This is a genomic window from Pseudoalteromonas sp. HL-AS2, assembly GCF_031198805.1.
Taxonomy (GTDB): domain Bacteria; phylum Pseudomonadota; class Gammaproteobacteria; order Enterobacterales; family Alteromonadaceae; genus Pseudoalteromonas; species Pseudoalteromonas nigrifaciens.
The window spans coordinates 34,343-59,007 of sequence record NZ_CP133572.1; the positions used below are offsets into that span (position 1 = coordinate 34,343).

General features: G+C 40.0%; 19 protein-coding genes. 9 read left to right on the top strand and 10 right to left on the bottom strand.

Translation table 11 applies throughout. From position 1 onward, the window contains the following. The first annotated feature begins 4 nt into the window (after positions 1-4). Both RB215_RS15070 and RB215_RS15075 read left to right on the top strand, forming a co-directional pair. Positions 5-733: a 5-oxoprolinase subunit PxpA gene (locus RB215_RS15070; RefSeq protein WP_179807804.1), complete on the top strand. Its 729-nt coding sequence runs from the start codon at positions 5-7 to the stop codon at positions 731-733. A 151-nt stretch (positions 734-884) separates the two neighbouring features. After that, positions 885-2,903: a S9 family peptidase gene (locus RB215_RS15075; protein ID WP_309217334.1), complete on the top strand. Its 2,019-nt coding sequence runs from the start codon at positions 885-887 to the stop codon at positions 2,901-2,903. 1,087 nt (positions 2,904-3,990) lie between these two features. Here RB215_RS15075 and RB215_RS15080 read toward each other — a convergent pair. Beyond that, positions 3,991-5,592, bottom strand: coding sequence for an isocitrate lyase (locus tag RB215_RS15080; protein ID WP_011329704.1), 1,602 nt, complete (start codon positions 5,590-5,592; stop codon positions 3,991-3,993). A gap of 238 nt (positions 5,593-5,830) precedes the next feature. Between RB215_RS15080 and RB215_RS15085 the strand changes: the two genes are divergently transcribed. After that, positions 5,831-8,014 carry a malate synthase G gene (locus tag RB215_RS15085; RefSeq protein ID WP_309217335.1) on the top strand — a complete coding sequence of 728 codons (2,184 nt, stop codon included), beginning with the start codon at positions 5,831-5,833 and terminating at the stop codon, positions 8,012-8,014. Between the two features lie 224 nt (positions 8,015-8,238). On the opposite strand, the gene RB215_RS15090 is transcribed toward RB215_RS15085, so the two are convergent. The 4 genes from RB215_RS15090 to RB215_RS15105 form a co-directional block, all read right to left on the bottom strand. After that, positions 8,239-8,964: a YebC/PmpR family DNA-binding transcriptional regulator gene (locus tag RB215_RS15090; protein WP_011329702.1), complete on the bottom strand. Its 726-nt coding sequence runs from the start codon at positions 8,962-8,964 to the stop codon at positions 8,239-8,241. Between the two features lie 131 nt (positions 8,965-9,095). Then, positions 9,096-9,707 carry an HAD family hydrolase gene (locus tag RB215_RS15095; RefSeq protein ID WP_309217336.1) on the bottom strand — a complete coding sequence of 204 codons (612 nt, stop codon included), beginning with the start codon at positions 9,705-9,707 and terminating at the stop codon, positions 9,096-9,098. A 430-nt stretch (positions 9,708-10,137) separates the two neighbouring features. Beyond that, positions 10,138-10,632 carry a DUF6702 family protein gene (locus tag RB215_RS15100; protein WP_086995497.1) on the bottom strand — a complete coding sequence of 165 codons (495 nt, stop codon included), beginning with the start codon at positions 10,630-10,632 and terminating at the stop codon, positions 10,138-10,140. After that, positions 10,632-13,082 (bottom strand): M1 family metallopeptidase, encoded by a 2,451-nt coding sequence (locus RB215_RS15105; protein WP_182679306.1) that lies wholly within the window; start codon positions 13,080-13,082, stop codon positions 10,632-10,634. Before RB215_RS15105 ends, RB215_RS15100 begins: the two co-directional genes overlap by 1 nt. Before the next feature lie 471 nt (positions 13,083-13,553). On the opposite strand from RB215_RS15105, the gene RB215_RS15110 reads away from it, so the two are divergent. The 4 genes from RB215_RS15110 (at position 13,554) to RB215_RS15125 (ending at position 19,519) form a co-directional block, all read left to right on the top strand. Further along, on the top strand, positions 13,554-13,796 hold the full coding sequence (locus RB215_RS15110) for a hypothetical protein (protein ID WP_011329698.1): 243 nt from the start codon (positions 13,554-13,556) through the stop codon (positions 13,794-13,796). Positions 13,797-13,888: 92 nt separating this feature from the next. Then, positions 13,889-15,136 (top strand): exonuclease SbcCD subunit D C-terminal domain-containing protein, encoded by a 1,248-nt coding sequence (locus RB215_RS15115; protein ID WP_309217341.1) that lies wholly within the window; start codon positions 13,889-13,891, stop codon positions 15,134-15,136. After that, positions 15,133-18,786 carry an AAA family ATPase gene (locus RB215_RS15120; RefSeq protein WP_309217343.1) on the top strand — a complete coding sequence of 1,218 codons (3,654 nt, stop codon included), beginning with the start codon at positions 15,133-15,135 and terminating at the stop codon, positions 18,784-18,786. Before RB215_RS15115 ends, RB215_RS15120 begins: the two co-directional genes overlap by 4 nt. A 73-nt stretch (positions 18,787-18,859) precedes the next feature. Continuing rightward, positions 18,860-19,519, top strand: coding sequence for a class I SAM-dependent methyltransferase (locus RB215_RS15125; RefSeq protein ID WP_086995509.1), 660 nt, complete (start codon positions 18,860-18,862; stop codon positions 19,517-19,519). 103 nt (positions 19,520-19,622) lie between these two features. On the opposite strand, the gene RB215_RS15130 is transcribed toward RB215_RS15125, so the two are convergent. Beyond that, a complete protein-coding gene (locus tag RB215_RS15130; protein ID WP_011329694.1) occupies positions 19,623-20,075 on the bottom strand; it encodes an Lrp/AsnC family transcriptional regulator in 453 nt (150 codons plus the stop codon). Positions 20,076-20,179: 104 nt separating this feature from the next. On the opposite strand from RB215_RS15130, the gene RB215_RS15135 reads away from it, so the two are divergent. Next, a complete protein-coding gene (locus RB215_RS15135; protein ID WP_011329693.1) occupies positions 20,180-20,824 on the top strand; it encodes a LysE family translocator in 645 nt (214 codons plus the stop codon). A gap of 410 nt (positions 20,825-21,234) precedes the next feature. Here RB215_RS15135 and RB215_RS15140 read toward each other — a convergent pair whose 3' ends face one another. The 4 genes from RB215_RS15140 to RB215_RS15155 all read right to left on the bottom strand — a co-directional run bounded on the left by RB215_RS15140 (position 21,235) and on the right by RB215_RS15155 (position 23,952). Then, complete coding sequence (locus tag RB215_RS15140) at positions 21,235-22,209, bottom strand: transposase (RefSeq protein ID WP_309217345.1); 975 nt, start codon at positions 22,207-22,209, stop codon at positions 21,235-21,237. A 310-nt stretch (positions 22,210-22,519) separates the two neighbouring features. Continuing rightward, positions 22,520-22,912, bottom strand: a complete 393-nt coding sequence (locus tag RB215_RS15145) for an ACT domain-containing protein (protein WP_182684558.1) — start codon at positions 22,910-22,912, stop codon at positions 22,520-22,522. 19 nt (positions 22,913-22,931) lie between these two features. Further along, a complete protein-coding gene (locus RB215_RS15150) occupies positions 22,932-23,495 on the bottom strand; it encodes a DUF6942 family protein (protein WP_309217347.1) in 564 nt (187 codons plus the stop codon). Position 23,496: 1 nt separating this feature from the next. Further along, positions 23,497-23,952, bottom strand: coding sequence for a YaiI/YqxD family protein (locus RB215_RS15155; RefSeq protein ID WP_011329688.1), 456 nt, complete (start codon positions 23,950-23,952; stop codon positions 23,497-23,499). A 119-nt stretch (positions 23,953-24,071) separates the two neighbouring features. Here RB215_RS15155 and RB215_RS15160 point away from each other — a divergent pair, with 119 nt between their 5' ends. Further along, entirely contained in the window at positions 24,072-24,596 is a 525-nt protein-coding gene (locus tag RB215_RS15160; protein WP_309217349.1) for a lipocalin family protein, read from the top strand. Positions 24,597-24,665 lie beyond the last annotated feature (69 nt).

Sequence of the window (24,665 nt, forward strand, 5' to 3'; positions counted from 1 at the left end):
TTAAATGCTATTAAATTGCGATTTAGGTGAAAGCTTTGGTGCTTGGAAAATGGGCTTAGATGAAGAAGCTATGCCGCACATTAATATGGCTAACATTGCTTGTGGTTTTCATGCGGGTGATGCCGATGTAATGGCAAATACGCTCAAGCTGGCAAAACAGCATAAGGTACAAATTGGCGCTCATCCTAGCTACCCAGATCAACAAGGTTTTGGCAGACGATCTATGGCGCTAAGTGCAAGCGAGCTTACAAATTGTCTGCACTATCAAATTGCTGCATTAGAAGGTATGGCCAAAGTACAAGGCTTAAGCCTTAGTTATGTTAAGCCCCATGGCGCACTTTATAACGACATGATGCTTAACGAGCAGCTTTTAACTAGCGTAATGAGCGCAGTAGCACACTACCCTAGCCCATTAAAATTAATGATTTTAGCTACTGCTGATGCTAAAAAGCATCAAAAAATGGCCGACACTTTAGGGTTAAAATTAATATTAGAAGCCTTTGCCGACAGACAATACACCGACGAAGGGCTTTTAGTGTCAAGGCAGTTAGCAGGCAGTGTGCATAACGAGCAAGCTTTAATTGAGCAAGTAAAGCAACTGTTAGCTGATGGCAGCGTAACTACGCGTTCAGGTAAAAAGTTAATTTTAGATGCCGATAGTTTATGCGTACACGGCGATAACCCTGCCGGTATTGCACTCATTCAACAAATAAAGTTATTGTGTAAACGGTAAAGCATTATTTAATATGTTCAGTTGTAAACCCCCTTTACAGCTGAACCGTTTTACAGATTTAGTCACCCACGCAATTACTTCATCGCCCTAGCTATTATTTTTAAACTCTCTAACATATAACTATTATTATTAACAACCACAGGGATTTGAAATGAAAACATTTTTTGCGCTTAGTCTATTAATAAGCACAGGTAATCTTGCCTTTGCCAATAGCAGCACCCTACAGTTAGAAGATGTATTTACGCTTGAATACGCTAACCAGCTAGACATTACCAAAGACGGTAAAACAGTTTATTTTGTACGTAACAGAATGGATATAAAAACCGACCGTAAAATAGGTAATATTTGGACAGTAGATTATAAAACACGACAAATTCAACCGCTTACTTCTGGCGTGCATATGGATCATTCGCCCAAGTTGTCGCCGGACGGCTCTCGTTTAGCGTTTATTTCAAACCGTGACGGTAGCAACCAAATTTACATGAAATGGCTTAAAACTGGAGCGGTTAGCAAAATAAGTAACCTTACAAGTACGCCAAAAGCGCTAAGCTGGAGCCCAGATGCTAAGCAACTCGCATTTAGTATGTTTGTTGCCACCACATCAAGCTCACCCATTAACTTACCTGGTAAACCTGAAGGCGCTACTTGGGCAGAGCCAGCTAAATATATTGACGACGTGTATTATCGTGCTGATGGTGCTGGTTACTCTAAGAAGGGCTTTGAGCAATTATTTATTATTGACGCAAATGGCGGCAATGCTAAACAGCTCACCTTTGATGAGTTTAATAACGGCGGCGAAGTTAGCTTTAGTAAAGATAAAAAAGCGTTATATTTTTCGGCTAATAGGCATAATAATTACTTGTTAAAACCAACTAACAGCGAAGTATATAAACTTAATTTAATTACGCTTGAAGTAAACGCTGTAACCGATAGAAACGGCCCCGATCGCCAACCTCAAGTATCGCCTAATGGCCGCTACCTTGCGTATACCGGTTACGATGACAAGCAAACTAATTACGAAAACACCCAATTGTATATTCGCGACCTACGTTCGGGTAAAACAACTAATTTAACTGCCGACTTAGACCGCAGCGTAGCTAAAATAAAGTGGAGCGGTAACTCTAAAGGCATTTACTTTAGTTACGCTGATCAAGGGCAAACCACGTTAGCGTACCAACCTCGTAGCGGTTCACGTAAAGTTATTACTGAAAAAATTGGCAGCGTTTCGTTTGGTCGTCCTTATTCTGGTGGCGACTTTGATGTGAGCGAAGATGACGAAATTGTGTTTACCCTAGCCGACACGCAGCGCCCTGCCGATGTAGCGGCAATTAAACGTGGTAAAGCACAGCGCTTAACAAGTTTAAATGACAACTCGCTGGGGCATAAACAACTAGCCAAGGTAGAAGAGCTATGGCTTAAATCGAGCCACGATCAACTGCCAATTCAAGCTTGGGTAGCCTACCCGCCTGGTTTTGACAGTAATAAAAAGTACCCATTAATTCTTGAAATTCATGGTGGCCCGGTAGCCAATTACGGCCCGCACTTTAGCGCCGAGGTACAATTATATGCGGCTAAGGGGAACGTTGTATTGTATATGAACCCTCGCGGGAGTGATTCTTACGGCAAAGAGTTTGCACAAACTATTCATCATAATTACCCAAGTAACGATTATGACGACTTAATGACTGGAGTAGATGCTTTAATTGCCAAAGGTTTTATTGATGAGTCTAAATTGTTTGTTACCGGTGGCTCTGGTGGCGGCGTACTTACCGCGTGGATAGTTGGCCATACCGACCGTTTTGCCGCAGCCGTGGTTGCTAAACCTGTAATTAACTGGATCAGTTTTGTACTAACTGCCGACTTTTACCCGTTCTTTGCTGACTATTGGTTTCCGGGTAAGCCGTGGGATCATATAGAACATTATATGAAACGCTCGCCAATTAGTTATGTCGGCAATGTAAAAACACCCACTATGCTACTAACCGGTGAATCTGATTTCCGTACACCGATTTCAGAAACCGAACAGTTTTATCAAGCATTAAAGCTACAAGGTGTTGAAACCGCTATGGTACGTATTCCCGATGCATCACATGGTATAACCGCTCGTCCGTCTAATTTAATGGCTAAAGTTGCCTATATTCAATGGTGGTTTGATAAACACACTAAATAACCTAAACATACCGCTTGGTATGTAAGTTAAAGCCACTTTTTTAAAGTGGCTTTTTTACATTACCAATAAGTGTAAAGGGGGTTTACAGTAAGTAACCTAAACTCAGGTTAGGTATTTTTAATAGTAACGCCTAGGCAAACTACAAACGCCGCGGCAAGTTAATTAACCTGACCTCTGGTTAAGAGATTTACTAACGTATTGAATCATATTTATATTTAATTTTATTTTCTCTAGCCAGAGGTTTTCAGTGAAAACAAGGCGAATTTACGGGTCAATAACTGGCCTATTGCAAGAAAATTCAACGCAGTTAGCGCTGAAAATAGCTGCTTGAGATCCGGATCTCAGGTTAATTATAGCCAAAAAGTACTCACTCCCCCTTTAGGGATATAGTCCACTTTAACTATATTCACCTACACGCTAACATCAGCAATATAGAGATAAAGCCATCTAAATGCTTACTAATACTTAAGCTATCTTAATGCCTAGCTTAAGTATCGGACTTAACTATTATTTGAGTTGGTAAAATTTCGGTTTATACAATTAAATACCCACTGAGTTGGTAAAAAACCGGTTTGAGCTAGTGTTTATAGGCCCTCAGTTAGTAAAAAAGTGTTTTGTCGATGGCTCAAGTTAGTAAAAAATCGGTTTATTATAAGGTGAATGTTCACTCAAAAAGCTAAAATCAGTCACTTATGGCCTTTATTTACAGTTTATAAAGCCATAAAAGTGCTAAAAAGGTTAAATAATGGGCTTTACACTAAGCTTGGTTAAACTCTGATCCGTAATTATAGCCAGCTAGTTAAATACTGATCTGTTGCGGGTAGCTACTTAACTGAACTGGTTAAAAGGTTTACTAAAGTATTAAACTGTAATGATAATTTTATTTTCTTTAATTAGGGGTTTATTTGAGGAGTGGGGAGGAAACAAGGCAGCTTTACGCGCCCATGGCTGGCCTATTGCAAACAAATTCAATGCAGTTAACGTCAAAAAGCGACTAGAGATAGCTTTATTACCCACAGACAGGTTACTTAATTATACGCATAAAAAAAGGGCCTTTCGGCCCTTTACGTAACACTATCTAGTTGAATTAGAATTGGTTCATGGTGTTATCTTCACCACCGGCTTTAAGCGCATTATCACCAGAGAAGTACTCTTTGTGTGTATCGCCAATGTTAGAGCCTGCAAGGTCTTGGTGCTTAACAGACGCTTGTTCGCGACGAATCTCTTGACGCTGTACATCACGTACATAAGCCAGCATACCTAAGTCACCAAAGTAACCTTCTGACAAAATATCCGTACTTAGTGCTGCTGTATGGTACGTTGGCAATGTGATTAGGTGATGGAAAATACCGGCTTCACGTGCACCATCACGTTGGAAGTTTTGTACTAGTAAATCGGCTGCTACTGCAAGCTCGGTAGCATCCATTTCTGGTGCCATAAGGCCTTTATTGTCACCCAAGCTTGGGTAAGCGCTAAGGTCACGGCCCGCTTCTTGCCATTCTTGATACACTTGCTCACGAAACTTAAGTGTCCAGTTAAACGACGGTGAGTTGTTATAAACAAGCTTAGCATCTGGCACTTGCTCTTTAACACGATTAACCAGCTCAGCAATTTGCTTAACATGTGGTTTTTCGGTTTCAATCCACAGTAAATCTGCACCCGACTGTAGGCTAGTTACACAATCTAGTACTACGCGGTCTTTTTCTGTGCCTTCGCGGAACTGGAATAAACCATTATCAAGGCGCGTTGGTTTGCAAAGTTGGCCATTAAGCTTCATTGCAGTGTCGCCTTCATTTAAATCTTCAACACCGTTAATTGGCGTAGTTTCTAAAAATGCATTGTACTGGCTAGCTAAGTCACCTGGAGTTTGTGAAACCGGTACTTTTTGCGTTAGGCTGGCGCCTAGTGAATCGGTACGCGCAACAATAATACCGTTATCAATGCCCAGTTCTAAAAATGCGTAACGTACTGCGTTAATTTTAGCTAAAAAGTCTTCGTGCGGTACAGTTACTTTACCTGCTTGATGGCCACATTGCTTAGCGTCGGACACTTGGTTTTCGATTTGAATTGCACAAGCACCTGCTTCAATCATTTTTTTAGCGAGTAGGTAAGTCGCTTCTTCGTTACCAAAACCGGCATCAATATCAGCAATAATTGGCACTACGTGCGTTTCAAAGTTATCAATTTTATCTAGTACCGCTTGTACGTCGCCGCCGTTTGCTTTAGCTGCATCTAGGTCATTAAATAAATGGTCTAGTTCACGTGCATCGGCTTGCTTTAAAAAGGTGTAAATTTCTTCAATTAGTGCCGGAACTGAGGTTTTTTCGTGCATACTTTGATCCGGAAGCGGACCAAACTCTGAACGAAGTGCCGCAACCATCCAGCCACTTAAGTATACATAACTACGCTTAGTTGTTTTTTGATGGCGCTTAATAGCCATCATCATTTGTTGCGCAGTAAATCCATGCCAACAACCTAAAGACTGAGTGTACTGGCTTGTATCAGCGTCGTATGCGGCCATGTCTTCACGCATAATGTCAGCAGTAAACTGTGCAATTTCTACCCCAGTACGAAAGCGATTTTGTAAACGCATACGTGTTGCATATTCAGGGTTAATGGTTTTCCATGCACTACCTTGTTTTTTACAAAGTGTTGCTAATGTATCTGTTTCGCTTTTATATGTAGTCATAATTAAAATCCTTTGAACGGGGTAAATTATTATAGTGTTATGAGAGTGACTGCTTTAGTTGCTCTGCAGCGCTTAATTAAACATTAGGCTTATTTTTCAGATTTAGTAAATTTATAGTTGTTATTACGGCTATACATATCATGAATGAGTAAATTGCACTCAACCCCCCTTTTTTACGTTATGGTTACACTACGCACACTAAAATTTACAATATCGCGACCGTTTAAGGATTATTGAAATGCCCCATACTCTCACTCACTCAGGACTCAGCGTAGACAACCAACTAGCTGACTTTGTTAAAAACCAGCTATTACCTGGTACACATTTAAATGAGCAGCAATTTTGGCAGCGCTTTGCGCATATTGTACAAACATTAACGCCAGTAAATAGAGCTCTACTTGCTAAACGCGAACAGCTACAACAGCAAATTGATGAGTATCATCTGACCAATAAAAGCTGGGATAAAGCACAGTATCAGGCGTTTTTAACCGACATAGGTTACCTAGTAAACGAGCCTGAAAATTTTAGTATTGAAACAAAAAATGTTGAGCCCGAAATAGCACAAACAGCTGGGCCGCAGCTGGTAGTGCCGGTAAGCAATGCACGCTTTGCACTTAATGCTGCAAACGCGCGTTGGGGTTCGTTATACGATGCCCTATACGGTACTGATGTACTAAGCGAAGAAGATGGTGCCGAAAAAGGCCGCACGTATAACTCAGTTCGTGGTTTTAAAGTAATGGCATACGCGAGACAGTTTTTAGATAAAGCCTTGCCACTAGAAAACGGCTCGCATATAGAGAGTACTAACTATTCAGTTGTTGATGGCGCGCTATCAATTACTCTACGCGACAGCTCACAAACCAAACTAAAAAAGCCAGAACAATTAGTGGGTTACCAAGGTGAAGCACAAAACCCTAGCGTTATTTTGCTCAAAAATAATGGCCTACACCTTGAACTGCATATAGATCACCATCACCCAATAGGCCAAGCAGATAAAGCAGGCTTAAAAGATGTGGTACTTGAAGCTGCGCTTACCACTATTATGGACTGCGAGGACTCTATAGCTGCAGTTGATGCAGAGGATAAAGTACAAGTTTATAAAAACTGGTTAGGTTTAATGCAAGGCAACTTAGTCGAATCGTTTAAAAAAGGCGATAACATAGTCGAACGTACCCTGCAAAGCGACCGTCAATATACTGCGCTAAATGGTGAAACCTTAAGCTTAAAGGGCCGCAGCATGATGTTTGTGCGCAATGTAGGCCACCTAATGACCAATCCTGCAATTACCGACGTAAGCGGTAACGATGTGTTTGAAGGCATTATGGATGCCATGTTTACTGCAACAGCGGCGCTACATGACTTAAATTCTAGCAGTGCGCTTAAAAACTCCAGTGCGCAAAGTATAAACATTGTAAAACCTAAAATGCATGGCCCAGAAGAAGTGGCATTAACAAACACGCTATTTAACATGGTTGAAGAAGCACTTGGCTTAGAAAAAAACACCATTAAAATGGGCATTATGGATGAAGAGCGCCGTACTTCAGCTAACCTAAAAGCCTGTATTCATGCAGCAAAAGAGCGTGTTGTATTTATTAATACCGGATTTTTAGATAGAACAGGTGATGAAATTCATACCTCAATGCACGCCGGTGTGGTACTGCCTAAAGCCGCTATTAAATTAGAGCCGTGGATCAGCGCCTACGAAGATCGCAACGTAGACATTGGTTTGGCTTGTGGCTTAAGCCATAAAGCACAAATAGGTAAAGGTATGTGGGCTATGCCCGATAAAATGGCATTAATGATGGAGCAAAAAATAGCTCATCCTAAATCAGGTGCTAATACCGCGTGGGTGCCCTCCCCCACTGCAGCAACTCTGCATGCTATGCATTATCATGATATAGATGTATTTAGCGAGCAGCAAAGCATTGCTAAGCGTGCTATTGCCAGCCTAGATGAGCTACTTACCCCGCCATTAATGGACGAGCCTGAGCTACTTAGCAAAGAAGATATTAAAACCGAGCTTGAAAACAACGCCCAAGGTATTTTAGGTTATGTAGTACGCTGGATTGACCAAGGGATTGGCTGCTCTAAAGTGCCCGACATAAACCACATTGGCCTTATGGAAGACAGAGCAACACTGCGTATTTCAAGCCAACATATGGCTAACTGGCTGCATCATGGTATTTGCAGCGAGCAACAAATTAGATCAACCATGGCCAAAATGGCAAAAGTGGTAGATGGCCAAAATGAACATGACAGTGCTTATAAGCCTATGGCAATTAGTGAGCAATCACTTGCTAATAATATTGCCTACCAAGCTGCACTAGCCTTAGTGTTAGAAGGAGCTAAGCAACCAAGTGGCTACACTGAGCCTTTATTGCACAGCTACCGCTTAAAATATAAAGCGCAGCAGGGTACTTAACACTTAACTTCAAGTAATAAAACCCCCTAGTTAGCATACAAAAACCAGCCAAAGTGCTGGTTTTTATTTATTTGCCAAAAATACCAGCCATTATTAATAACTAAGGTGAATGGCTAACATTCATCTTAGTAACCGTTATTAGTTTTTAACCACAAAAAAGCGCGTTTTGCTTGCACAAAACACGCTTTTTCTAAAATTATTACCGCTTTAATATACAGCTTTAATTAGTTTTTGATGATTGCGTTGTGATAAATATTTTGTACGTCATCACAATCCTCAAGCATAGTGATGAACTTATCAAAGTTAGCAATTACTTCTTCATCTGTAATTTCAATATGCACTTGCGGGACAAAAGTAATTTCGTCTACTTCAAAATTAATGCCTTCAAACGCCTCTTCAAGGGCTGTTTTAGCTTTAAAGTATTCTGTATGTGGGGCAAACACCGATACTTTACCGTCTTCTACTTCAACATCGGTTACATCAACGTCAGCCATCATTAGTGCTTCTAACACAACTTCGTCGTCATCGCCTGAAAAACCAAGCACAGCAAAATGATCAAACATATGCGCTACACAACCCGGTGTACCAATTTTTGAATCTGTTTTAGTAAAAGGCAAACGTACATCTTTAATAGTACGATTTGGGTTATCGGTTAAACAGTCAACAATAACCATACAATTTCCAGGGCCATAACCTTCGTAACGTGCAGTTGAGTAATCCTCCCCTGCTCCACCGGCGGCTTTTTCAATTGCTTTTTCGATAACATGCGCAGGCACTTGATCTTTTTTTGCCTTTTCGATTAAGCGGCGCAAAGTTTGGTTTACATCTGGGTCAGGTTCGCCGTTTTTAGCTGCAACGTAAATTTCTTTGCCGTATTTTGAATTTACTTTAGTTTTTGCGTTAGCCGTTTTAGCCATCGAACTTTTACGAACTTCAAATGCTCTGCCCATCATGTACCTCTAATGAATACGTTAAACTTGTCGACATTTTACCAATTCAAAACGTATTGGGCTAGCACCACGTTAATATATAACGTTTATAACACCACACTAATTACATAAAAAAATAAACAAAGCGCTATTTAACATAACACAAATTTTTGTGCGTAATTGTCAATTAAAGTAACTAACTGCGTAAAATCATGTAATACATAATCGGCCTGGCTAGCATAACTAGGAGTAACATCGGGGGCGTATAAACATGCACGCATATTGGCATTATGCGCTGCCTGAATATCATATAAAAAATCGCCCACATACAATAAATTACTTGGGCTCATATTCCACAAGGTAGCAATATTATTTAATGCACTCGGATCGGGTTTTGCTGGCGCGTCACTTCGGGTAAGTACGATTTCTATTGGCAGTGGATTATTTTGTAACTTAATAGCGGCCGCTTTGTCAAAATTGCGTGTAACTATCGCCATTGGAATGTTTTTAGCTTTAAGGGCATTTACAGCCTCACTCACACCGGGTAGCATTTTGGCATGTTGAGCGTCGAGTAACTCATGCTGATGTACAATATTCATTGCTTCTTCGCGCATATATGCTGAAGGCAATTGGGCAATATAATCGAGTAAGTCTTGCTCACACGGGCACCCTATTTGCGCTTTAATTAATGAAAAATCTAATTCTGATGACACTAAAGTGCCATCTAAATCAAAAATCACACCTTTAATCGCTTCAATCTGCATTTATATATCCTTCCTTGTATTTAATACCCATTGAATTAAACCCTATATAAAAATAACTTCATCGTTTATAAAACTAAATCACTGATGAATAACAAAATTTATATACCTAACCTGACCTCTGGTTAAGAGATTTACTAACATACTAAATCATAGTTATATTTAAATTTATTTTCTCTAGCCAGAGATTTTCAGTGAAAACAAGGCGAATTTACGCGTCAATAGCTGGCCTATTGCAAGTAAATTCAACGCAGTTAGCGCTGAAAGTAGCTGCTTGAGATAGATTTATTATCCAAAGTTCAGGTTACCTTGCTTGCTAAAAAGCACACTAATATACAAGGTATATTAACGTAATTTAGTATTAAGTCGATCAGAAAAACGGGAATGAAAATAACAAAAACGCGCACAGTGACTGTGCGCGTAGTTTGTAGGATTATTGTTGCTCAAACCTTGCTTCAAGCCAAGTGTCGTCTTGAGTAAAGTTTAAGGTTTTTATTTTTCCTTGTCCTTCAACGTTAACCATATTAACTTGCGAAGGCCATAAGTCGCGCAGTGCACCGTTACTCATTTTAATTCCTGCAATTTTTACCGGAATTGGCGCTTCTTGGTAAACCCAAAAAAACTTGCCATCAACTTGTGCTCCTACAAAGTTAAGCGGCAGTGGTTCACCGTTTAACGTTTGTAGCGCAACATGCGACTCTACATACTTAGCAAAGCGTTGTTGATCTATTTTATTGCTAATAATATCAACCTTACCTTTAAATAAGTGCGCCACAGCATGCTCAGTATCGTGCAAATAAAAACGATGCATTAGCTCAATATTATTAGTACGTTTATTAAAAAGCACAGTAGTAACAGACGACTTTAATTGATGCGCCATGCTAGGCGCAGCAATTAATAAACCAACAATAATTAGCAATATGCGCATTATTGTTGCTCCTCACTATTATTATTTTCGTCGCCTTTAGATTCGTCTTTTTTAAGCTCGGTTTTAATATCTTGCATAATATCGCGGCTTACTTTTGCTTTGCTCTTTTCTTTTTTAAATACTTCTATGCGTGATGGAATAATACGACGTGGGTAGTTATTATTTTCAATATCTACGTCAGCCGTTTCCCAGCGCGGATCGATAGTAACCGACACCAGCGATTTATTTTTGTCTGTCACTATTAGTTTTTGCACATTTTTATAATTACGACGCCAAATTTCGGCCGCAATATAACGCTCTTCTTTGCTGCCATCTTCAAAAGTCAGCTCTAATAGAATAGGCATTACTAAGCCGCCTACGTTAGAAAACTCCATTACGTAGTAGTTTTGGTCTTCTTTTATTGCACGCTCAAGCGTTTTACGCTCCCACGGCTCTAAGCCCTTTAAAAACTTGTTGTACGCGTTGCGTTCTTTATTAGTAACGGTAAAACGGTCGTTTTCATCATAAAAGTCTGTAACATCGGGATTTTCTTCTACCCAGGTTTTTTTACCTTGTGCGCGGTTACGCTCTACAAACAGCGAAGTTGGCTTATTTGCTTCAATATCGCGTAGGCGACTAAAATCAATATCAGGGTTTTTAGTGTCTAAACGCAGTTGATATACCTTATCTAAAGCAATATCTACGTGATCTGTGGTAAAAAACCAACCACGCCAAAACCAATCTAAATCAACACCCGAAGCTTCTTCCATGGTACGAAAAAAATCAGCTGGGGTAGGGCGCTTATACTTCCAGCGCTGGGCGTATTCTTTAAACGCAAAATCAAACAGCTCTCGGCCTAAAATAACTTCACGTAAAATATTAAGTGCAGCAGCGGGTTTAGTGTACGCGTTAGGGCCTAAACGCAATACGCTGTCTGACTGGGTCATTATAGGCACTTGAATTTCTGACTTCATATACGCCACTATATCGCGCGGCTCAACACCCCATGGAATGCTTGGATCCCACTCTCGCCCTGCAACACCGTCTAAAAAGCTATTTAAACCTTCATCCATCCAAGTCCATTGGCGCTCATCTGAGTTTACTATCATCGGAAAGTAAATATGACCCACTTCATGGATCACTACACCGAGTAAAAATCGTTTTTCTGCTTGAGAGTAAGTACGAGTTCCATCATCTTGCAGCTTAGTGCGCGGGCCATTAAAGGTGATCATTGGGTATTCCATACCACCAACAGGGCCATTTACTGACTGCGCGGTTGGGTATGGGTAATCAAATGAATACTTTGAATACACTTCCATAGTGTGAATAACAGCTTCGGTTGAATATTTTTTCCATAAATCGCCCCCTTCTTTAGGGTAAAACGACATAGCCATAACCAATGGCTGCTCATCACCGCCTTGCTGATAGCCTTTAGCATCCCACATAAATTTGCGTGACGACGCCCAAGCAAAGTCGCGTACGTTATTAGCTTTAAAGTGCCAAGTTTTAGTTTTATCTGTACTGGATTTTTCGTTATCGAGCGCTTCTTCTTCACTAACAATAAACACAGGGCGTTTAGCATTTTCGGCTTGCTTTAAACGTTTGCGTTGCGTGCTCGTTAATACGCTACTTGCGTTATTAAGCTTACCCGTTGCCGACACGATATGGTCCGCAGGTACGGTAATTTCAACATCGTAATCACCAAACTCTAAGGTAAATTCGCCGCCACCTAAAAATGTTTTATTAGTCCAAGCTTCGTAATCAGTATAAGCAGCTAAACGCGGAAACCACTGCGCCACTAAAAATATATCGTTACCATCTTTTTCAAAGTGCTCATAGCCCGAGCGTGCGCCTACTGCATCTTCTTCAACTAAGTTAAACGCAAAGTTCATGCTAAATTCGGCTTCTTTACCTGGCTTTAACGGCTTATTTAGGTCAATGCGCATTAAGGTATCAACCACGGTTACACGTAACTCGTTGCCATTGTCATCTTTTACATTGCTAATTGTATAGCCAAGCTCGTTGTCACTCATAAACTGTTGACGACGAAGGTCGCCTAAACTTAACTTGGCGGGTTTATCGGCTGGTAAACTTGTTAAAGTACTTTTAAACGTTTGAGTGGTTTCTGCAATTGAATCATTTTTAAAAACGTTTTGATCTAACTGTAACCATAAGTACTTTAATGTGTGTGGTGAATTGTTTTTATATTCTATTTTTTGGCTACCGCTTATACGGCGCTTTTTTTCGTCTAATTGTACGTCAATATCGTAATTAACGCGTTGCTGCCAATAATTTTCGCCAGGTTCTCCGGCAGCACTTCTATAAACATTTGGTGTTGGCAATGCTTCGTCTAGTTGACGAAACTTATCGATATAGCTGCCTTTGGTTTGCTCAATAGCAGACGCTAAAACAGTGCTCGACATTGCTATTGGCAATATAACCGCACTTAGCGTATAAATTATTTTTTTCATTATTAAACCTGTTAGATTTTAGTGTGCGCACTTTGACAAAATTATCGTTTTTCTTCAATAAAATAACGATAAAGTGCGACTTTTTCAGGCTAGTTTTCACTATTTTTTTACAATTAAAGCGCATTATTCTTTTAGATAAAATTAATTAAACGTGAATTAAAATAATAAAACTGTAAAGGGGCTTTACAGTTTGTCGTTTTAAATAAAAATAATTGCCAAATATCAGCTAAAAATAACGGCTTACAGCTACTAAATCTCCCTCTGTATTTTGGCTTCAAAGGTAGCCAAATGTAATTATTTAGCAAAAAAGTTAATCCCTTTGTATGAGAAACCGCCAATAGTGAAGTTTAAGGTTGATCTTTGTATCCATTTGTACTTAGAATCGCCCACTTTTTTCATTTGAGGGTAATTTAATATAATTATTTTCAAATATGTTTATTAATATTTTAGTGTTGAAAAGTGTGGTGGTGTATGGATTTTTATGTTCTAAAAAAGCAGCAAAAACTAATTGCTATTCCAGCAGACGCGCAAAACTGTAAGCAGTATTTAAACTCAGGTTATTTGTATATTGACAAAGTGGCCGCTTGTAACGAAAAAAATGCATTGAAAGCGTTACAAGCTAAAAAAGCCAAAGCAATTAAACTGCCGTTATTTATGGCACTTTTAGCCTTGCCTCTTATTTATGTTGGTTGGTTTAGCTTAGGAGCTAGCTAAAGCCCATTCACCCTAGCAAGATGAGCCTATAAGGTTGCATCTTTAACTGCCTTGGGTATATTGGCGCTCTTACGATTTTTTAAGAGCGCTACATGAAAGTTCTGCACACTTCTGATTGGCACCTTGGCCAACAATTTTATGAATATGACCGTCGTCATGAACACCTTGCTTTTTTCACTTGGCTGTTAGCCACTCTCGTTGAGCAACAAATAGATTTACTGCTCGTTGCTGGCGATATTTATCATACTGCAACCCCCAGTGCTAGCGCCGAGAATCAACTCTATCAATTTATTAAAGATGCCAAAAAGCAGTGCCCTAATTTACATGTAGCAATTATTGCCGGGAACCACGACTCTGCAAATCGTATTTTAGCCGCGCAACCGTTACTCGCTCAATTTGATACCCATGTTGTAGGGCGTTTTGAGGCAACAGCAGCGGCTGATAGCGTAATCACTATTAACACTAACAAAAAACGCGCTGTAATCGTTGCCATGCCATTTTTGCGCGCAAGCGATGTAACTACACTCAGTCAAACCAAAAGCGGCCCTAGCTATGCCCAAGGCGTTAAAAAGGCATATGAACTTGCCCTTGAGCATGCAGCTACTTTACAAAGTGAAAATACCCCGTTAATTGTTATGGGGCACCTTCATGCTAAAGGCGGCGATATATCGAGTGACTCTGAGCGCAACTTAGTAATAGGCGGCGAAGAAGCCATATCTGCCAACGTATTTGGTAAACAAGCACACTACGTTGCGCTGGGGCATTTACATAAAGCGCAGCAAGTTGCTAAAAATGAATGCATTAGATACAGCGGTACGCCAATTCCTATGTCGTTTTCAGAGCGAAATTACAGCCACCAAGTAAATGTAGTTGAATTTAATAGCGATGAAAAACAGCAAATTAGTGTAACTGTAAACCCCCTTTACATTCCTCGTTTAGCCGATGTAATAGTTTTACCGAAAGGGGAGTGCGTACCATTAGCTGAGCTATGCGAGGAAATTAAAGCCCTCGACACCACAGCCAATACAATAGCACCATATTTACGGGTAAAACTTAAATCTAGCGATACCGACACCACCTTCAGAGAACAAATAGAACAAGCTCTTGAGGGTAAACATATTCGTTTTTGTGGCATAGAGCGCGTGCGCGAACAAGCAGCTAACAATGAAGGCGGCGCAGTATTTGAAGATTTAACTGAAGTTGAAATGCTCAACCCACTTAATTTATTAGAACAAGCATTTGCAAACGACAAAGATATGCACGGTGAAAGCGTACCCGACGCACTAAAAAATCTATTAAACGATGTTATTAACGAACTAGAGGAGCAACAGCAACTATGAAAATAACCGCAGTGCGTATTCATAACTTAGCTTCTATTGTTGATGCCGAAATAGACTTTTTAGCAGCCCCGCTAAAAGACGCCGGATTATTTGCAATTACCGGCGATACCGGCGCAGGTAAAAGCACTATTTTAGATGCTATTTGCTTAGCTTTATATGCTAAAACCGCAAGGTTAGGTGGCGATAGAGGCAATAAGGTAGAGTTTCAAGGCGACAGCATTAGGCTTAATGACGCACGTAACTTACTTAGACGAGGAACGTCTAATGGCTATGCTGAAGTTGACTTTGTAGGGCAAGACAAAGAAAGTTACCGAGCGTGTTGGAGCGTTAATCGCTCGCGAGGTAAAAGCGACGGCAATTTACAAGCAGCACAGCATACGCTTCATTTATTACCTGATGATACGTTAATTTCATCAGATAAAAGTAAAACAGTAAAACAAATAGAAGCCAAAATAGGGTTAACCTTTGATCAGTTTTCGCGCGCGGTGTTATTAGCGCAACACGAATTTGCCGCGTTTTTAAAAGCCACCGGCGATGAGCGCGCACAGCTTTTAGAATGCTTAACCGGTACCGATAAATTTAGCCGTATTGGTGTACGTATTTTTGAGCGTAATAAAGAACTAAAAGAAAAGTTTGAATTACTCCAAGCGAGTTTAGCAAGTTACACATTACTAAGTGAGGATGAATTAGCCGCTAAACAAACTTCGCTTAATGAATTAAAACTGCAAATTGAACACACTAAAAAAACCTTAACAACTACAGAGCAAAATTTAAATTGGTATAAACAAGCCAATACGCTTGAGCAAGCACTTAAACAAGCACAGCAAAACCAGCAACAAGCGCAAAACGAGCTTAATGCTATTGCTCAGCAAAGTGAGCAAGCTAAACAAGCACAAAGCGCACTTGAAATTAAAGATAACCGCAGTCGCTTTAAAAGTTTAACAGCTCAAAATATTGAGTTAAGTACGAAAGTAAGTGACTTAAAAAGTATAGATCACACTGCAATAATTACTGCGCATACTAATACGCTTAGTAAGCACCAAGAGATATTACAAACAGCTAAAGAACAAAAACAAACTGCTGAGCCTATTATTGCTAAAGCGCGCGAGCTCGACAGTCAATTAGCTATTCAAGCACAAACCATTGCAAGCCTTACCCAGCAAAGCGAAAAAGAGCAATTACAATTAAACGATTTGCAGCAGCAATTTAAGCAAAGCCAATCTGTGCTTGATGAAGCTACAAAATTAAGTGCTCAGCATCAACAGTGGTTAACTACGCACACACAATTAAAACCTTTAGCCAATGATTGGAATTACTATCAGCACAGTTTTAACCAGTTTTTAAACGCAACTGAGCAATTTAAAACAACGGCACATCAAAACCAAAAATTAGTGGCTGAGCAGGCTAAGCAAGCGACGCTTTTAACCACGCAAAATGCAAAGGTTGAGTCACAAGAACAGCTACTTGCTAGTGAGCAAAAAAATCTTAACCAATTAAATGAGCAGCAACGCCAATTTAATATTGAACAGTGCGATGCAAAACTTAAAAATATTGATTACTTAAAAGATCAACGCGAGCGCTATAAACAGTTTAATCATGAACTAAAATACAGCACACAACAGCAAACACGCGTTGCAGAAAAACTTATCCAAAGTGAGCAAGCGCAAAACGCATTATTACAAAATTTGGCTTCGTGCGAGCAAACGCTTAAGCACAACGAATACACGCTTAGCCAAGCACGCCTTCGCGCCAGTGAAAATGTAGAACACTTACGTACACAACTTGCTCCTAACGAGCCATGTTTAGTGTGCGGTGCAACTGAGCACCCCTATGCAAGCACTCAAAACCAGCAATTAAATAACTTAATAGCCGATTTTGAAACAGCTTATAACAATGCAAAACAGCAACGCGATAGCGCCCAAACCCAGCTGCATCAGCACCAAACACAACATGCTGTGTTAGTGGCCGAGCAAACGCAACATAGCCAAGCAATACAAATTGCACAGGCTAAGCAGCTAGAAATTAAAACGACCATGCAAGAGGCTCGCACCGAGCTTAACGCGTTAACAACCGAGAAGCTTGATGAAACCTACAAGCAACTCAGCGAGCAAAAAGCCCAGTATTTTGCAGTACAAACACAGCTGCGTACCTTACAAGAAAAAGTAAATCAGCAGCTTAATGCTTTAAAAACCGAGCAACACGCGCAGCAGCAATTACAAAACCAGCATGTTGAGTTAACTAATCAGTTAAACCAATTAAGCAGTAAACATAACGAGCTAAGCGTACAAATAAACGAGCTAAGCGCAGCGCTTAACGCGCAATTTGAACACAGCGACTTTTGGCAGCAGCTGCAAAGTGAATCGCTTACCCTAAGCGATTTAAACAAACAGGTTGAGCAATACCAGCAAACACTAACGCAGCTTGAGCAAAGCCAAAAACAGCTCAACAGTACAGACCAGCAACTACAGCAATTAACGCCATTAATCACTAAAAGTGATCACGCACTTAAAGCATTAAATGACGATTTAGCCAAAGCGCAGCAACAGCAAAATATTACGCAAAGCCAGCGATTAGCTTTATTTAATAATGAGCAAATAAGCGCAAGCGACTATCAAACCAAACTAGCCATGCAGCTTGAGCAATGCCAAACACAGCTAAATGCCAGCCAACAAGCGCACGATAACGCAATTAAACAGCGTGACGAGCATGCCATAACACTTAAAAATGTTGAGCAACGCTTGCAAGAGCACGCCCAGGAGCTAACCAGCCTTGAGGCACGTTACTTAGAGTGGTTTACTGACTTTAAAGCGCAACATAGCGATGCAACACACGAACAGGTCACTATTTTACTAACCTTAAGTAGCGAGCAAATTAAAGCGCACTTAAAACAGTTTGAACAAGTATCACAAACGCTAACCGATACAAATGCGGCGCTTAAACAGCAACAAAAATCGTACACTGAGCATCAAAATACTGACAAACCTTCAAAAAACCACGATGAGTTAACTGAGCAGCTAAATGTATTAAATACCCAGCAAACAGAGCTACAAAATAGCTTGCTTGCCACTAATACCGCTATTGAGCAACACAACCAAAATGCTAAAACGCTCAAAGGCAAACAAGCTGAGTTAACTACGCTTAAAACGCAAGTTGATCAGTGGCATTTACTTAATAAAGTATTAGGCGATGCAACCGGTAAAACCATGCGTAATTTAGCGCAAACGCAAACTTTAAAAATACTGCTGCACTATGCAAATAGTCATTTAAAAACCCTTAATAAACGCTATGAATTAACCGCTATTGAGCACTCTTTAGATATTGCTATTATTGACCGCGACATGGCCGATGAGCAACGCTCTGTAAATACGCTCTCTGGTGGTGAATCATTTTTAGTCTCTTTGGCGCTGGCTTTAGGGCTTGCTTCATTGTCGTCAAACAAAGTACAAATCAATTCTTTGTTTATTGACGAAGGGTTTGGTACGTTAGACAGCGAAACGCTCAGTGTTGCAATGGATGCACTTGATTCATTACAAGCACAAGGGCGAAAAGTAGGTGTTATATCGCATGTAAGCGAAATGAGTGAGCGCGTAGCAACACAAGTCCATGTGGCTAAAAAGCCGGGCGGTTATTCTAGCGTAGAAATTGTGTGAGGTTAATTTATATTGATAACACCCATTGTATTTATGATCCCCAAAAAACTTGGGGTCTATAAAGGAAGTAATAATGCCAACATTTACAGATGATCAAGCAACACAATACGATAGCCGCATTACGCGACTAGTACCAGGCTACGAGTTATTGCATCAACTAACTAATGCGCAACTGCAAGCCACATTAAAAGATAACGCACATATTTTAGTGGTAGGGGCGGGGACTGGCAAAGAGGTAATTGAATTAGCTAGCATTAATCCAACATGGAAGTTTACCGCACAAGATACCTCAAACGACATGCTTAGTGTTGCTAGCGATAAGTTTGCTGAGCAAGGAATAAGCGATAGAGTAACTGTACATTGCGGGCCTTTAGAAAAACTTAAAACTAAAGCCGATGCAGCCTTATGCTTATTAGTTCTACAGTTTGTAGAAGATAATGGCGATAAAAAGCAAGTTCTTAAAAACATTAAAGCAAGTCTGAACAAAGATGCTGCGCTGTATATTGCTGATTTAATGCGCCCAGAAACCTTATTTGAGCGTGATGCCCAGCTTTTAACTTGTGCAAAACTAGGCTTAGGTGAGGCTGGACAAACTCATATTCGTCATAGCCTAGAAAATGAATTTTATCCGTTAGATCGCATGCGTTTTAGCGAGCTACTGCATGAGTGTGGATTTAGCACTATTCCTAAATTGTACTTTAAAGCGCTAGGTTTTAGCGGCTATGTAATTTAGTAACTGCTTAACTTAGTAACTTAGTAACTACAACACTTAGTAGCTAAGCTTTAAATATTAAACAGCCCCGCCTAGCGCAGGGCTTTTTTAATGGGGTATATAATTAAAAATGCAGGTTTCGGGCTCGAACAATATCTTTCATCACAATGGTTGAGGTTAAACGTTGCACGCCTGGCAGCGCCGATAGTTTATCATCGTATAATTTTTGAAACGCGCCTAAATCTCTAGTCACCACATGTATTAAATAATCAGGTGTACCAAACAAACGCTGCGCATTAGTTATTTGTGGAATATCTTCAACTGCTAATTCAAGTTTAGCCAACGATGCTTTATCACCTTCTTTAATAGTAATAAAAACCAACGCAGAAAAATTAAGCCCTACTTTTTCTGGAGAGATCTCCGTCCTGTAGCCCACAATTGCTTTGGTTTTTTCTAATTCTTTAACTCGGCGGTGACATGGCGAAACACTAAGCCCCACGCGATCTGCAAGTTCTGAAAGAGTGAGTCGGCCATCAACTTGCAGCTCAGCAAGAATTTTCCGATCTATGCTATCCATATTCAATTGTTTCCTAATAATGGCGTTTAATAAGGTAAAATATAGTATTTTTTCCCCATAAGAAAGCAATAAAATAAGCTCCCAATTATTTTAGGTTATTGTTGATGGATATTAATGTTATTTTTTCTTTTTGGCTGGTGTCAATATTGTTTGTACTTACCCCTGGTGCTGATTGGGCGTATACCATAAGCGCAGGAATTGCGGGAGATAAAATTATTCCGGCAGTTTCAGGGCTCTTGTTAGGCCACCTTATTGCCGCGCTGATTGTAGTGGTAGGTTTGGGTGCTATTTTAGCTTCACATGTGATGTTAATGAAATTTTTAACCTTATTTGGCGCACTGTATGTTGTTTGGATCGCGGTTTCGCTTTATAAAAACCCGCCAGTACCCGCAGTATATAATGGCGCTGCTAGTGAATTAGGCGAAACACCATTAAAGTGGATGAAAAAAGGCTTTATTATTAGCGGGTTAAATCCTAAAGTAATGCTGCTATTTTTAGCATTATTGCCACAATTTGTATTTCCGACCTTTTCATTTTCGATCACCGAGCAGCTGTTAGTATTAAGCGTAATTCATTTAATTGGCTGTGGCTTTGTATATTGGTTTATTGGTGTTAGCGCCCGAAAAATATTAAGCAATAACCCGGCACTTGCGATTAAATTTGGTCGACTTTCTGCCATTATATTATTTATTTTAGGCTCTTTAATGCTGTTTGATAGCGCACAAAAGCTACTAGTACACTTACAGTAATACACGCATAAAAAAATAAAGCCTAAGCAGTACTTTAAACACCGCTTAGGCTTTTTTATTACTAATATTGTCTTGCCCTCAAATATATTTAAAACGTAGGTCGGTTAAGCGAAGCGCCACCCGACGGGCGAATATCACCATTACTTCAGATCATTGTTATATCAACTTAAAATAGTTCTCACTTAACACTCAAAGCCAAAAAATTAAAATGACACCCACTCTAATTATTAATCCCTTCAGTCTTTATCTAAACAAACATTGCTAGGCTTAAAAGCATCCTTAATTTTTAAAATCCCTTTGCTTATTCAAATAACGCTGTATTTATCTACTTTTCACTCATTTTTAGACATGCGAAACACTGTGCTTTCACAGTGAAGGGGAAATAACGGGTAACTTTTTGAAGTAACGCTTTAAGCCAGTAGCTTTTCGCAGTTACTAACGTTGGCGCGCCGCTTTCTGTTTAGGTGTTCGCAGTATCCTTCGTGCGACGCTGGGCGACCTACTGCACCATGGAATACACGACTAAATTGCGTGGTGAGTTTTAACCAGTTTTCGGGGGTAATGTTGACTCTTTGTAACAGGGGTAAAGTGCTGCTTTCGATATAGCCTGCTTTACCTTCGCGTATACAACGCCCGGTTAATTCTACTAGTTCAAGGTAAGATTTAAGCGCAAATGGTAATCCTTTTGCCATTTGCTTTTTTGGTTTACCTGAAAAGCGTAGGAGTTGCTTCGGTTGCTTACCCGCAGTGGCACTTTCAATGCGTATTTTTACACTGGTATGCTCTGATGTTTCTGGTGTTGCTGCTGCCTTTGCTCTTATTGGGTTTAAATCAACATATGCCATACAGGCGATTAATGCCGCTTCATCTAAAAGGGCTTGTGATTTAAAGCGTCCTTCCCAAAAGCGGCCGGTACAGTTATCTTCTTTATTAGCTCTGCGCGCAATGTCTTCATTTAATAAGCGCATAAACCAACTGATATTAGCTAAGCGTTCTCGGTATTCACTGATTGTTTCATTTAACAGTAGCCATTCAATTTTGCTTAGCTCTTCGCCTTGCAGGTATTTGTTAGTGAGTACAGTGCCTTTACAAAGCCTGTGCCACCGCTGAATAATGGCTTTACCGGTTAGTCGCTTGGCTTTTTTATCATCAACATAGAGTACTAAGTGGGTGTGATTACTCATTACTGCATACGCACACACATCGATACAAAATACGTTAGCGAGGGCAAGTAATTTGCTTTCAACCCACCCTCTGCGATGTTCATACGATTGATTAGTAAAGTTGTCTACGCCGCATAAAAATGCACGGCGTACACAGCGCGAAATACAGTGATAGTATTTTGTATCGACCAAACTTACCTGACGTTTTCTTGCGATAGCCATGTGACACCCTGCTTAATTATTGCACTAAAAAGAGCATAGTTAATTACACTGATATTACAAATATTAAGGTGGGTGTCTGTTTAAAGAATTCTAGCCAGAGCTTAGTTAATCATGCTGATATTGCAAATATTAGGATGGGTGTCATCTTAAAGAATTTGTTAGCGTCGCTTTTAAAAGCTTTAACATAAGAAAGTTACAAAACGCAGGTCGGTTAAGCGAAGCGCCACCCGAAGAACGAATGCCACCATCACTCAGATCATTGTATATCAACTTAAAATAGCTCTCATTTAACATTTAAAGCCAAGCTAGTCTAACCAATCTCTTTCAGCGCATTTAACGCTGCGTGGGCTTTATCTGCTTGTACAAAAATATGGTCGTGATAAAACGCAGCTACCACATTAGCGCTAATGCCATGCTCTGTCAGTTTGGCAGATACTGCCGCTGTTAAGCCTACAGCCTCAAGGCTGGAATGTACGTTAAGAGTAATTAAACTATATTTTCCCTCGTAAGTAATTCCTGCTTTATCGGCAGTTTCAGCTTTCAAAATAAGGGTTAGGCCTTCTTCTTCAACGTAAGTGGCCAGTGGGTTTAAATGAACATAATCGGCAAGTGAGCCTGCTAAACAGCAAAATATGTACTCACCTTGTTTAAGCACAGGCTGCATTGATTTTAATAATTCGTTTAACTCTAAAATTCCGGCCATGGTCGTTCCTTACAATGTGTTATTTAGTGACTTTTAGCTGCGCGACTAGCTCGCTAAGCCTCGCTATTTTTATATTGCTTAGTTGTCTGTAGTCGAAATACGGGCACACAATAATATTATTAATAGCGTCTATTGCAAACTCGTCATCGAGCCAATCAAACTGCGTTTGTAATTTACCGTGTTGGAGTAAATTTTTAGCGTGGGTGCGCCCGGCAATTATGTGCAGTTGGTTTTTATTGCTAGAAGCTTTATCTGCAGAAGTAATAGTAAGATTAGGCGCGCTAAACAGTAGGACGGTTTTGCTGTTTTTTTGCAATAAAAATTCATCGCGATATTGCTGCCAAGTAGGTGCTTGTTTTGCAAATGAGTAATGCTCACTAGGCAGGGCAAACAATACTTTAGCGTATACGTTAAATACTTTACGCCAACCATTACCGCAATGTTGGTTTATAGTATTTATTTGCTCATTAATAACGGGCTCTAGGCTGTTGAGCGTTTCGAAGTAGGGCATTGGCGGGGCCTTTGCTACATACACCGCCACGTTAAATTGCTCGTCACCTAAACCAATTAACTGCTTGCTCAAATTAGCCTGCCTTATTTTGCGCTAAAATACGATCGAGATTATTAGCAAAGTTTTGGCGATCGGTTTGGCTAAGCGGCGGCGGCCCGCCACTCATTTCTACGCCGCTCGAGCGCATGGTATCCATAAAGTCGCGTACATTAAGTATTGAGCGAATATTCTCAGTAGTATAAAGCTCGCCACGCGGGTTGAGTGCTTGCCCGCCGTTGTCTATTACTTCACTGGCCAGTGGAATATCGCCGGTGATCACTAAGTCACCTTTAGCAATACGTTTTACTATTTCGTCATCAGCAACATCAAAACCCGAAGACACTTGTAGGCGGCTAATATATTTTGATGGCGGGATACGCATGGCATGATTAGCCACTAATATGGTTTCGGTTTGTGTGCGCTCAGCGGCCCTAAAAAGTATTTCTTTGATAACCACTGGACACGCGTCTGCATCTACCCAAATTTTCATGATTAAATCTTTAAATTGCTCTAGTATTTAATTGATCCTATAGCAATTTTTTTTAATCGGCTAGCAAACTTTATTATAGCTATTACGTAATATTAATAACCACTCAAAAAGGAGCTTAAATGAACAAAATAAAATATTTTTTACTCACCATTACACTATTTTCACTCAGTGCATGTACTAGTCCGCCAGAAGGGATCACTGCGGTTAAAAACTTTGACTTACAAAAATATCAAGGTAAATGGTACGAAATAGCACGGCTAAATCATTCGTTCGAAGAGGGTATGGAGCAGGTTACTGCTAACTATACTATTAATGACGATGGCACTGTAAAGGTAATTAATAAGGGCTATATTACTAAAGAACAACAATGGAAGAATGCTCAAGGCCTTGCAAAATGTGTGGGGGATTCTGACATAGGACATTTTAAAGTATCGTTTTTTGGTCCATTTTATGGGGCTTACGTTATTTTTGAACTTGAGCAAGCTGATTACCAATATGCATTTATAACGAGTTATAACAAAGATTACTTATGGTTTTTATCACGTACGCCACAGGTAGGCGATGAGTTAAAAGAGCACTTTTTAAAAACAGTTAAAGACTTAGGCTTTGCAACTGAGCAAATTATTTGGGTTAAGCAAAAATAAATGTAAAGGGGGTTTACAGTAAATAATACCGTTAAAGCAATTGTAATAATTCTTTAAACTTCATACTCG